12 protein-coding genes and 2 pseudogenes are annotated in these 10,559 nt (G+C 48.4%); 4 read left to right on the top strand and 10 right to left on the bottom strand.

Features of this window, described 5'->3' with window-relative positions; all coding sequences use genetic code 11:
* Positions 1-316, top strand: a pseudogene (locus tag A6U95_RS10495) (IS91 family transposase); the annotation flags it as partial.
* Between the two features lie 148 nt (positions 317-464).
* Here A6U95_RS10495 and tssD read toward each other — a convergent pair.
* The 3 genes and pseudogenes from tssD to A6U95_RS10485 form a co-directional block, all read right to left on the bottom strand.
* A pseudogene (gene tssD, locus A6U95_RS29715) lies at positions 465-644 on the bottom strand (type VI secretion system tube protein TssD); the annotation flags it as partial.
* A 25-nt stretch (positions 645-669) separates the two neighbouring features.
* The gene (locus A6U95_RS10490; RefSeq protein WP_065684450.1) at positions 670-936 is read right to left on the bottom strand and encodes a hypothetical protein; all 267 of its coding nucleotides are present in this window, start codon (positions 934-936) and stop codon (positions 670-672) included.
* Between the two features lie 41 nt (positions 937-977).
* The gene (locus A6U95_RS10485; protein WP_065684449.1) at positions 978-1,223 is read right to left on the bottom strand and encodes a hypothetical protein; all 246 of its coding nucleotides are present in this window, start codon (positions 1,221-1,223) and stop codon (positions 978-980) included.
* Positions 1,224-1,557: 334 nt separating this feature from the next.
* On the opposite strand from A6U95_RS10485, the gene A6U95_RS10480 reads away from it, so the two are divergent.
* From A6U95_RS10480 to A6U95_RS10470, 3 genes are all read left to right on the top strand, one after another.
* Positions 1,558-1,938, top strand: a complete 381-nt coding sequence (locus tag A6U95_RS10480; protein WP_065684448.1) for a hypothetical protein — start codon at positions 1,558-1,560, stop codon at positions 1,936-1,938.
* Complete coding sequence (locus tag A6U95_RS10475; RefSeq protein ID WP_065684447.1) at positions 1,916-2,431, top strand: hypothetical protein; 516 nt, start codon at positions 1,916-1,918, stop codon at positions 2,429-2,431. Before A6U95_RS10480 ends, A6U95_RS10475 begins: the two co-directional genes overlap by 23 nt.
* Positions 2,432-3,081: 650 nt before the next feature.
* Positions 3,082-4,269, top strand: coding sequence for a hypothetical protein (locus A6U95_RS10470; RefSeq protein ID WP_065684446.1), 1,188 nt, complete (start codon positions 3,082-3,084; stop codon positions 4,267-4,269).
* A 1,293-nt stretch (positions 4,270-5,562) separates the two neighbouring features.
* On the opposite strand, the gene A6U95_RS10465 is transcribed toward A6U95_RS10470, so the two are convergent.
* The 7 genes from A6U95_RS10465 to traX form a co-directional block, all read right to left on the bottom strand.
* On the bottom strand, positions 5,563-6,477 hold the full coding sequence (locus A6U95_RS10465; RefSeq protein ID WP_343227157.1) for a Replication protein: 915 nt from the start codon (positions 6,475-6,477) through the stop codon (positions 5,563-5,565).
* Positions 6,478-6,943: 466 nt separating this feature from the next.
* Complete coding sequence (locus A6U95_RS10460) at positions 6,944-7,201, bottom strand: replication regulatory protein RepA (RefSeq protein WP_065684444.1); 258 nt, start codon at positions 7,199-7,201, stop codon at positions 6,944-6,946.
* Between the two features lie 190 nt (positions 7,202-7,391).
* Positions 7,392-7,952, bottom strand: a complete 561-nt coding sequence (locus A6U95_RS10455; protein ID WP_065684443.1) for a phospholipase D family protein — start codon at positions 7,950-7,952, stop codon at positions 7,392-7,394.
* Positions 7,953-8,211: 259 nt separating this feature from the next.
* Entirely contained in the window at positions 8,212-8,628 is a 417-nt protein-coding gene (locus tag A6U95_RS10450; RefSeq protein WP_139102357.1) for a hypothetical protein, read from the bottom strand.
* Between the two features lie 24 nt (positions 8,629-8,652).
* On the bottom strand, positions 8,653-9,246 hold the full coding sequence (locus A6U95_RS10445) for a DUF2726 domain-containing protein (RefSeq protein WP_065684441.1): 594 nt from the start codon (positions 9,244-9,246) through the stop codon (positions 8,653-8,655).
* On the bottom strand, positions 9,243-9,533 hold the full coding sequence (locus A6U95_RS31450; protein WP_241810640.1) for a hypothetical protein: 291 nt from the start codon (positions 9,531-9,533) through the stop codon (positions 9,243-9,245). Before A6U95_RS31450 ends, A6U95_RS10445 begins: the two co-directional genes overlap by 4 nt.
* Before the next feature lie 288 nt (positions 9,534-9,821).
* On the bottom strand, positions 9,822-10,559 hold the full coding sequence (traX, locus tag A6U95_RS10435) for a type-F conjugative transfer system pilin acetylase TraX (protein WP_065684440.1): 738 nt from the start codon (positions 10,557-10,559) through the stop codon (positions 9,822-9,824).

The raw sequence follows: 10,559 nt of genomic DNA, 5'->3' as shown, positions 1-10,559 counted from the left end.
GTACGTCAGCCATATCCCCGCGCGGCATTTTAAAATGGTGCGGTACTACGGTTTTTTGGCCAACCGCAAGCGGGGCACGCTGCTGCCGAAGGTTTACGACGCGCTGGAGATGACGGTACGGGAGAAACCGAAGCGGCCCGGGTTCGCGGTGCTGATGAAAAGTTTCCTGGGCACCGACCCATACCAGTGCATCCTCTGCAAAGGCCGGCTGCGTTTTGCCGGCGCCATGGCGGGCGAGCATGCCACCAAACTGCTGTCAGACAGGCTGCACCGGCTGGCAAAGAAACGATGGCTTCAGATCCCGTCTCTGGATTAGTGCGCCTAAAAAATGGGTTTTAGATTAAAACGCCACCGTAATGGTTATTTTTACCCATAAATCTGCACAGCCCCACGTCATCAGGGGCTGTTGTACGCCGACGTTCATGGCCAGTCGCTCCGAAAAAACGCGATCCAGATTCCTAACCATGAACAGGGTGATGCTGTACGTTCTGCTCACGCGTGATACTATGATCTAACTCTAACACTTGTGCTTGGTCTTCATGACCTGTCTGGGTTCTGTTACCAATGGAATCGAATGATGAACATCCGGCGGAAATCAAACCTTGTTTCTTTCCATTAAGACTCACATAAATCAGGCTAGACATAGTATTTCCTTATATAAAGTAGACATTATTTTTCATTAGAGCCTGCCGGAACTTTAATTTCCAGCGTGAATTTGTGGTGAACGCCATTGCCATCAGCATACTTCATTTCAGCGTAATGGCCCTCGGTTTCAGCAAACAGTGTGAATATTAATTCCATCATGACTAACAATGCTTCCTCTGGAGCCATGACGCTATCATTAACCGCACGCATGAGTTGTTGATCTAACTGACTCACAGCCTCATCTTTTAATTCGTTATTCACTTTATCTAAAAAGCTCTTGGCAATTTCCATATCACTGACTCTGTTAGTAATAAAACGAGTTGATTTTGATACTAATGAAAACGTGAGGGTATTTTGTCACGCGTAAGCTTGAGTGTACGACCATCTGAGACTTTCATTTCAGCGGTGTCAGTTTTCATTATGCCAAATAATGAAATGCATCGTTTCATCATAAGCGCCATTTTCTCTTCAGGCGCTAATGGGCTTTCACTCAAACTATGGCTAATTTTTTCTGACAATTCAGCCATGGCCGGGGATTGATGACCGAAAAAAGTCCGTGTTTCTTTTTCTTTGTCCATACCAGTAACTCCCTTTATTAGGGCGGAAGCCCAAGCTTGTAAAAGTGTACGCTAAGTGTGCATTTTTAACAATCCTGTCAAGATTAGCTCAGCGCAAGCATCGGTAAACGAGCCCTTCAAGCTTAGCTCAAGGCCATACCCAGCCATCCCTAAATGGACGATAGAAGCACAGGCAGATGTACGGAGAACCCGTAAAGTGTAGAGTTAGGGAGCAAGGCGGCTGTTAGATATGACACTAATTGAAAAAAAGACATGATGTGTAGCATAGAGTATGTTATATACATAATATGATTGTGTGGGTAATTATAATAGATAATAGATAATAGGAAAAGACATGAAATCACGTATATCTGGGTTAGGTTTAAATCTTTTAGGCAGCGGTTATGTTTTAAAAATCATTTCAGCAAAGACCAAAAGAGACATTACATCCGCATTTGTTAATGTCTTAATTGAAATATCAGAGAAGCGCGAATCTGGTGAGCTTAGTAAAAGTGATGTGAATTACCTCACGGGATACATTGCTCAAGAACTCCGCAAGCATGGTCACAATATTGACCCCAATAATATTACAGGTAATGAGTCTCTCAATGAGGATATTGAAAAAGGCTCGCTACACATAAATTTTGCAGCACATGATAATGTAGCAAAACTAGTTGCCGATAAATTTAAAACCAGCAACAAGGAAAACGGAAATGACGACAACAATTCCAATTGATAATGGCTTCTTATTTGGTTATTCATTACGCGACTGTCTTTTGGCGTTGAGCCTTTTTGTTTCTTTTTGTGCTCTTTTAAGGGCCCGCTCCTCGTTTAAAAATTCCCGAGGTGATTCTGAACTCAAGCTTTATGAGATTATTGCTAAATCAGAAAATGATTTTTTAAACTTTAATGAGCGAGCAAATAAAAACGAAATAAAAGACGAACAAGAATACAATATATTCTCAACAGCTTACCGAACAAATATACTTAATGCTTACGATATTGCTTGTCAGCGTTATATAGATGGTAAATTAGACGTTAAGCGTTTCAAAAAAACATATAGAGAACGAATAAGTTCTTTATTTTCAGATGTGGAATATATAAAAATAATCAATAGCACTAACTTATCTTTTGTTGCATTAAAAACCATCAATGAAGAATTGAATAATCAAGAACTATCTCAAATTTTTTTAGCTGTTAAAAGATGGTGGCGAGGATTAACCCATTAAGTTAAGTCCTTAAATGATAATCCCCATCCCTCACGAGTCTTTTATATGGGAACAGGGCAGTCAGACACCAAGCACGGAAATATTATCTCTACAAACAATTACTAATTTTTCTTTTGTGGGGAAGAAGCAGAAGATATGGGCAGGGAGGCCCATAAATAATGCTTTTATCGCCTGCTCGCCCAATATCCCCGTATCGCGCAGTATTGGGACTGGGAAAAACGTGAAGTTGATGTAGAACGGATCACCGCAGACGTTCCGGCCATGAGCCACGGTGAGCAACTACTCAGTAATACGCGGTGCGGGGTATGTTCAGCCGACGGCTCTCCGCAATATTACCGGTGTGGAATGACAGCAGGCCAGACTCCGTCAGTTCCCGGACCAACACCTCCAGCACCCTGTGCCAGGCATCGGTTTCACAGCGCTCAGACAGCGCTGAAAAGTACCGGCTGACAATACCGGCAATCTGCTGCTCCGGAACGGCGACATCATTTTCCGCCTGAAGGGACAGTTTAGGGGTGAGTTTGGGATTCGAACAATAATGTACGGCAAGCCTGTTTTTTGAACAGGTTGCGCTATTGAAATAGGGTGTACCCCAGCTAAGTGATAAGATTTCGGGGTTAAACTACCAATAAATGGATAAAGGCTGATTAATGACTGACACAGCGTATTCAAAACATTTACAAAAAGAGGTAGACGCAGAACAATACGTCGACCTTTTGGGCATAGATAAAAATCAGATACACGAATTTGCACATCATGACGTTCTTTGCCCGATATGTGAGGCTACTGGAGGTACTTACGTCAGTGCAGCAAAGTCAGGTAATTACCAAAAAAAAGCCCATTTTCGATTTGTTGGAAAAAGTGGCGAGAGCGCTCATCATCCATCCTGCGATTTTTATGGTGACCGCCTATCTCATGAAGTGGGTCAACATCTGGTTAGATACAGCACAGACCGGACAAAAATCACACATGTCATTCGAGCGTTAGTATGTGCCGGCATTCAGGAAAAAGTGTTTTCTCAGGAAACAATGAGACTGATGCGTCAGTGGTTTTTTGAAAAACGAACGGTATCAACATTTAGTGTAGACATATCTGAAGATGAGCTAGGTTGGCTTGCATATATCATTCGACTTCCGATGTACTCCTACGTCGACGGTAGGAATGATTTAATACCCTTCACCCCAGTTCAGGCAACTATCCCCGGTTTTTCTTGGGAAGAGGCAATTCAGAGAGAGGCTGTGAGAATTCATAAGCCTACACTCAGAGCCTTAGCAAAGCTGAAAATCTGGCCGAAGCACATCAACGACCTGCAAAATTATTTGCAGAATGGCAAACAGAAGTTACTGATAGACCCTTCTCTGCTTCGTGAAGAGTACGCAAAAACACTTCAGTTAACCTCTTTCATAGTCAACAACTCTGCTGAATTTAAGAGCAAAGCAGTGCGTGATAGAGCTGACGGAGAAGAGAAATTGCTCGCATTTGCCGCACTTTTATTGTTCGTCTCTGGTTGGGAAATCGATTTAGCAATTATGAAATTCGCAGTTATAGCTAACGTTAAACAAGTTGACGACATGCTTGCAGGGAACTTTATTGGTCTAAACCCATATTTGAAGTTTTCGATTGCGGACACCGCCAAGAAACTTCAAGAGAACGGAGGAGTGAAATATAAAGAAGTAGAGCATTGGGAAGTGGAAAAAACCATGCGTGATAATTACGAGCAATACAGCCGAAGCCACATGTATTATTTACCCCCATTAGGGCCCGATCTTTATATCAATCAGCATCTGAAAGATTTGGAGTTTGAAAAAAGAGTATCTGACTTGTGTGGTGATAAATAAATAACCATTTATTGATCTCATGATTGTATGCGTATTGGGCTCCGTTCGTGTAGTAAGCGGTGATCGGAACCATGTCGTTTATGGCCACGTCTACATTTAGGGGGCAGTTTGGAGATCGGAAATTATTGTACGGCAAGCCTGTTTTTTGAACAGGCTACGTTATCGCAATAGGGTGTACCCTCAAGCTATACGGCATTTCCTGGGGTTCTTGACTCAATCGGATAACCTAAATGCGATACGCCATGAGCGATAACTTAAAGCGATGACCACTGACTTTAAATCAGTCCTTTAAATCAGGAGTGGTCAAATAATGCGCTTAACGTACAAAATTTTCCGTTTCCAAAACCGACCCCTATAAGCACAGTCGTTTATATAACGTACAATCAGACTGGCGAGCAGTGCGCAGCCGGTCTTCTGAATGCCGCATAGCGGCATGAAGGCGCCAGCAGGTATTACCTATAACTCTGCTGATAATTGGCGCCGATAGCCCGGCGTAGCCGGTTCCGGTCTGATAGGTTTCACCTATCCCATCCCTCGCTCTGCTAAGCCAAACCCATTTATCGCGATACAGGAGTTAAATTGCGCTGTCGGAGTGGTCACGGCAAGGCGCAAGCCGCAGCCGGGGCGTATCTCCGCGTTATGCGGGCCGTAAGGGCCGCTTACGAGCGTGTAATCAAAACCTCTCGCAACATTTCCTGCAGCGACTCAATTCTTTAGTTACAACACCCATTTTAAAGCCACTGCTGTTCCCGGCCTTTGGCCGGGGCGGCGGCGGCTTTGCAGTGGGTTGGGGAGTTGTTTGTAGGATAACGAAACACTGATGTGTTTTGGCCACTATGGTTTTGTGTCATTGAGCAATTAGGTGCAGCGACATAGCCCGCTTTGCGGGAGCTACTTGACCGGCGTAGCCGGTGGGGTTATGTCTAAAAGAGTTGCGTTTTTGCAGGGTATTTGAGTTTCCAGGGGTGTTCTGCCTGAGCAAAGCGAAGGAGGTATCATCGAGCGCTGTTGAGCGCGATGACATCCCCTTTTTTAAAAGGCTTATTTTGTTATGGATTAACGTTCGAAAATAAGGATATCAGTACGTTATGCTTCGAAATTAACTACCTTCTTCGAAATTAACTGCTGTTGTTTGCGCTCCTAGAGATTCGGATGATGTAGCGGATGGCCAACACGCCTTATTTTCGCCATCATCGGCGCGCGCATCGCTTGCAAAAACAGCAAGTCCTGAACGCCAGGCAGCACAAAGCCCGCGTCGGGGTGGACACGGTTTTTTCTGTCTGGTTTTGCTGACTAGAGTTTGCCGGCGCGTTCCAGAAGCCGTTGATAATAGGCTTCCGGATCGCTGTGAAGCAGTCCCGGATTATCGCGCTGTAGCGCCATTTCCAGCTGCACAACCTCGTGGCGCATGGTTTTGTTCGACCAGGCGACATAAGCTTGATACATCCGGTTCTGGGCCTTTTTGTGGCCTTTGCCATCAGCTTTAATTTTGCTCTGTAGACCGTCCAGGAGCAGATCGAGACGATCACCGTGATCAAGCGTATCGAGAGCGTCTTCGAGCTGGCCAACCACTTTCTCTTTCTCTCGGGCCAAGTCCGGGTTGACGACCCAGCGCTTGATCTGCTTGAGCCGGTTACGCAAGGAGTGACGGTTCTTGATATCGATACCAATGTGCTCGATACGCAGTAAATGGCGCTCATATTTGGTGCGCAGCGTTTCCGTCAGGCCGTTCTTGATCGCCCAGGTGCGGAATTGGCCGAGCCACTGGCGAATTTCATCGACAGCAATACCACGGCTAGTAAAGAATCTTTCACTGAGCCAGACACGCAATGGTTTGTTCTGGCCGCTGTCGGTATCTTTGCCATGCAGTACGATTGCATACTGCAGCTGCTCCATCACCGAGAGTGCGTTGAGCGCCACGTCATAGGCTTTGCGGCCACTGTCGTAGACATGCAACACGCCCATGTAATGCGCTAATTGCTCCATCGGAGCCATGATTTCGAAGGGATAGTCGCTGTCCGGGTTAAAGTCGCAGTTGGCCGCCATCACTTGTGACAGTGCGGTCAGCGCCTCGCAGGCCTCAGAACGTGCGTGAACACGCATCGGCTTGGGAATGTAATACGGATCGTTGCGTTTGGTGTACGGAACATACCCATTCTGACGCAACTCGACCAGGTCGGGATTCCGATGCCAATTGTGACTGCTCACGCGGGCAACCACTTTCGACGCCATGCCACGTGGCACAGCGCACTTCAGCCTAGGCTGATAACGACGATGGATTTTTGACGTCCCTTTGCGTAAGGCATTTGCCTCCCCACGCCGGGTACGATTGGGTTCGATTATCGGTGCATCAGACGCATAATTCAGGCTAGTCAAATAGCCCTGCGCTTAAGTTGCACTGAAAGAGTATTGCACACAGAAGGTCTTGAACTTTTCTGAGCATGAAACTATACTCCCCGTATAGAGCAACAGCTTCTATACAGTTTTAAGTGGGCCCCGATAATCTTTCCCTACCGCCAAGTTGAGAAGATTTTCGGGGTTTTTGCTTTTCTGGCTCCGGGTAGATACCTCATCAGAACCAGTTCCTTGCCACCTTACGGCGTGGCCAGCCAAGAATTCTTAAACGATCAGTAATCTAGCACTCGATACATCAACCCGCAAGAAGGTAAAGACTTTACCCGAGCAATCCTCGCTGGATAAGTTCCTGTTCTATTAACCTCTCGATGAACTGCGCCTGGGTCAAGCCATCTTCTTCGCAGACCTTAATCATGCGATCTTTCAGTGGGTTTCGAACAAACACTTTAACTTCTTTGTGCGTTACGCGTTTCCTAGCAACCGATGCCAACTGCTTTTCAGTCGCGGTCATCGGGTTACCCTTACGGTAAATACGCTTGGTTTTAGTTGAGGAAGATACTGCGTTAACCTGTGACATCTCTGCCTCCTCAAGGATCAAACAAGGATCGTTTGGCAAAGCGTACTACAGAATCCGTAAGTTAGCAGCATAAAAAGCATTTTTCAGTCCCGTTGGCGCGGGATGACTGATAAAAATGAAGGATGAGCGGACGACCTGAGCCGGGAGGATCAAATCGTCATAGGGTTACTGAAAGGCATGAGGAATCTTCTCAATACGACGAACGCCACTCCTTTCCGATATCCCATCGCGACATCCAGTGCTGCAAATAGCGTTGAGCCACCACAGAGTCATCCCACACGACCAGCACGTTCTCGGAATTGGATTTTTCCGCTGATCGACTGTAGTTATATGAGCCCAGTTGCGTGTTGCGCTTGTCGGCGACGATCACCTTATCGTGAAGGATTTTGAATGCGCTCACTGTGCGAACCGGGATGCCCGCGCCTACCAGTAAATTCATGGCTGCCCGACTGGCTTTGTTCTGCTTGCCGGCATTCGCTTTGTGGTCCAGTACCACCCTGACGTCCACCCCACGTTTTCGGGCGTTGATTAATGCGCGGACCACTTCAGGTGACGTGAAGGAGTACCCCATCACCCGAACCTCTTTCTGTGCAGTCGTAATGGTTTTCAGTACCAGCGGCAATGCGCTTCCTTCCGGTGAGAAACCGGTTTCAATCACTGCTGCGGTGGCAACAGGCTGTGCAACAAACAAGGTCAGGCAGAACAGGCCGGCCAGTACCTTTCTGGGCATCGTCAGGTTAATAGAGGACATCGCTTTCCTTTTTTTATATGGGCTGGCATCAACCGCCAGAATATGGATAAGAGAACCCGCTCCGGGGTGAAAACTCGTTTTCTCTCCGGACCGGGTTGGACAACGACGCATTGCGGAGGCGTCAGGCTCTTATGCAACGTTAATTACGATGAGTGTCGGCCCGTAGAGTTATGTTCACCCGATGATGGTATTGAGTTGACGTTTATCGCCTAGGTTCGCGTGTTATCAGTCATTTGACTGTGCTTCCTGTGAAAACAAGTCACTCGTTCAGCCCCTGTAACTTACGATTGTGCGTATCACGCCAGCAGTTACGAAACCCTGGGTTCCACCCCATCACCAATCGCAACACAGTCCACAGTACCCAGGTAACCAACAGGAAACGCGCTGCGGTTCCGTGGGGACCGAATGTCGCTTGCAATACAACCATAGACTCCTCGGTTGTTGAAATATGGCTAATCCCTGCCATCATTTCGGTAAAAAGTTGCGGAAAGAAAATAATGAGCGACACATGCAGCCAGAAAAATGCGCAAGGCATAACATACAACGCAGTTATAAGGATTTTGCTGCCTGCCAGCAGGATATTCAGCATTTGCGCAAAGACGATGCGCGTATGGAAAATAAGACGCCGTGACCGCGTGGATAGTTGCGCTTTATTAATTTTCATTTCATTACTCATGAATTCAAAACTCCCATTAATAGGTTAATTCGATGATTGTCGGCCCGCAGCGTCATGTTCATCCGACAGTTGGGCCAGAAATTCGCGTACCTTATTCTGCAACTCACGACTGTCTCTACTTCTCAATAGAGGGATGTCCGCCTGGCGCATGACTTCCCCGAACACGATGTCCCGTCGCTGCCGCTGCGCCTTCTGGTGCGTGGCATCATCCAGCTCCACGACGGCCGCTATCCTGAAAGACTGACGCTCAACAATGACCACGTCGCAGTGCCACTGCGACGTCATCCGAAACAGCCCCCACCAGGCCTTGCTGCGGGGCGGTACCCTTGCTGACACCTGCACTATGTCCGCCACCCGCACCTGCGGGCACAGGTACCAACGTGTCAGGTCGACAGTACGCAGCAGCCCCTGCAGGAACTGAATTTCTCGGTCCGTCATCAACATATCCTGCCGCGTCCAGCATGCGCCCTTCGCCATCAGGCGGACGGCTTCTCCGGGACGCACACCTGCCGCTTTCAGGGTGAGCAGGAATGGACTCTGCGGACGTTTCATCAATGCAACAAGGATAAGTAGCCCACCCAGGAGCAGCAGCGAGGCGGACAAGAAGAGCAGACTCATGCCCCCACCTCCCCGGTAGTGACCTCGATGTCCGTTGCTGAGCGTGTCAGTTTGAACTGCGACGAGAATAAATAGCCGGTGAACGTGAGTGTATTTCCCGGTTCATCCGGTGCGCTCACCGTAATACTGTCTTCACTCACATCAGGAATATCAAATCCCTCACCGCAGAGAAAACGAATAATATCCTCACGCGAATGAATAACACGCCCGCCGACCAGCCCCTTGATGGTGTCCGTTATTATTTTTCTCGCCTCATTATTATCTGACATTTCAATATACTGATTCACAGACACAAAGACTCCTTACGGATTGAACCCGCGTTGAATTATTTAATTTACTGTATTCCGACAACCGACATTCACAGTCGTGATGCCGGCTCAGGCGCCTCAAGAAAGGAAGCCCCTCGTTGTTTTACTGTTCTGGTGTTGTAAGCGGCAAGCCGCTGACGTTTTGGAAAACCTTTGGCGAAAAACAGATCAATCGAAGTTCCAGGCCCTGTTACTCGCCAGTGTCTCATTCGCCTGGATATTGTCCTGACTCTACGGGCTGGTTACCCTATATTTCTGGTCGTTGCGTTACATCGCAATCAGTCCCAATACCGCCAGATGTACGGTGTAGAACAGCGGAAAAAATTCCCGGGGCCAGAAGCGGGTGACCAGAAGACAGGAGCGGCTCAGCACTGTCAGGATGACGCCCGGTATCACTAGCCCCGCTATCACCATCGCCGCACCGTCGCCGGCGTTCAGCGCCAGCATCACCAGCGCAAGACAGCACGCCAGTCCGGTGCGCGTGGTGCGCCTGGCCGTCATGCACACCCCGCAGGCCAGTAACAGCATCATGATGCCGGCAAGGCCATAGCTGCCGCCCGAAAAGGGATACCACACCAGAACCAGTCCCAGCGACAGCGGCCACACGCGGGGACCGTGCTGCTGCATCAGCGCCAGCGCCTGCCCGCTGACCGCAAAGGCAAACAGGATATTGCCCTCATACGGCTGCAGCCCGGCGAGTATCCAGCCGCCCTGTGCCACCACAGCCCACACCCACAACCGGTTCAGCGACGACTGACGGATGCGAGGATGGCGGGCCAGGTTCATCGCCCACACCAGGCCGAACAGCGGGAAAGCACCCCGTCCAAGCAGCCGTAGCGCGTCGTTGTCGAGCCCGAACAGCAGGCTGGTGTGGTCGGCCACCATCAGTATCAGTGCCACGGTTTTTATCAGGTCGGTTTGCCCCGGCGTCCAGATCAGCAACCGTTGCAGCCAGTTGTCCGTGACCACCACCAGGGGGAAGAACACATTATCCTCTGCCCGCAT

The organism is Serratia sp. 14-2641 (assembly GCF_001692375.1).
Classification (GTDB): domain Bacteria; phylum Pseudomonadota; class Gammaproteobacteria; order Enterobacterales; family Enterobacteriaceae; genus Chania; species Chania fonticola_C.
The sequence above is the reverse complement of the archived record's forward strand: the minus strand, read 5'-3'. Positions and strand labels throughout refer to the sequence as shown.